The sequence below is a fragment of the Burkholderia sp. Cy-637 genome (assembly GCF_011753175.1).
Lineage (GTDB): Bacteria > Pseudomonadota > Gammaproteobacteria > Burkholderiales > Burkholderiaceae > Burkholderia > Burkholderia gladioli.
Map to the genome: position 1 here is coordinate 1 of NZ_VWWC01000402.1, position 992 is coordinate 992.

Consider the following 992-nt stretch of genomic DNA (forward strand, 5'->3'; position numbering starts at 1 on the left):
CGCTCCGCCGTCAGTTCGGGACGATTCAGGTAGCCACGCGCCAGACCCGCTCCGCCAACGCAGAGTTCGCCTGCCACGCCAATCGGCAAGGGCTTCAGGTTTGCATCCACCACATAGGCGGACAGATCAGGGATCGGTCGGCCGATACAGGCCGCGTGGCCGCCTTCGGCAGTCAACGGCCAATAGGTCACGTGGACCGTGGTTTCCGTGATCCCGTACATGTTGATCAACTGGCAGGCGCCGTTACGCGAATCGGCGTACCAGGGCTTCAACATGCTCACGTCGAGCGCTTCGCCGCCGAAGATCACATGCCGCAGGCGGTGCTCGCTTTCATTGTCGGCCTGTGCCGCGATCAGTTGACGGAACGCACCCGGCGTCTGGTTCAGCATCGTCACGCCACGCTCACAGACCAGACGATAGAACTCCTGCGGCGAGCGGCTCACCAGCTTTGGCACCACCACCAGACGGCCGCCGTGCAGCAGCGCGCCCCAGATCTCCCAGACCGAGAAATCGAAGGCGAACGAGTGGAACAGCGTCCAGGTATCGTCGCTGCCGAAGCTGAACCACGCATCGGTTGCCGTGAATAGCCGAATCACGTTACGGTGCTCGATCATCACGCCCTTGGGCTGCCCCGTCGAGCCCGAGGTGTAGATCACATAGGCCAGGCTCTTTTCGTCGAGGCCATCCACTACCGGGTTGCTCCCGGGCATGTCCTGGTTCGGCGCATCGATATCGAACACCGGCATCGACAGCTCGCCGAGCACGTCACGCGTATCGGCCTGGACCAGCACGGCCGTCGGTGCGCTGTCGCCCAGCGTGAAGGCCAGCCGATCGGCCGGATAAGCCGGATCCAGGGGCACATAACCGGCTCCGGCCTTGAGGATGGCCAGCAGGCCGACGATCATGCCGACACCACGCTCCACGCAGATCGCGACGCGATCGTCCTTGCTCACGCCCGCCGCGATCAGCCGATGCGCCAGGCGATTCGCCCG

Annotated in this window: 1 protein-coding gene; it reads right to left on the reverse strand. The window is 64.3% G+C overall.

The annotated features are described in order from the left end of the window. Positions 1-992 (reverse strand): amino acid adenylation domain-containing protein (locus tag F3J10_RS35850; RefSeq protein WP_167244068.1); only part of this gene is annotated, 992 nt, incomplete at both ends.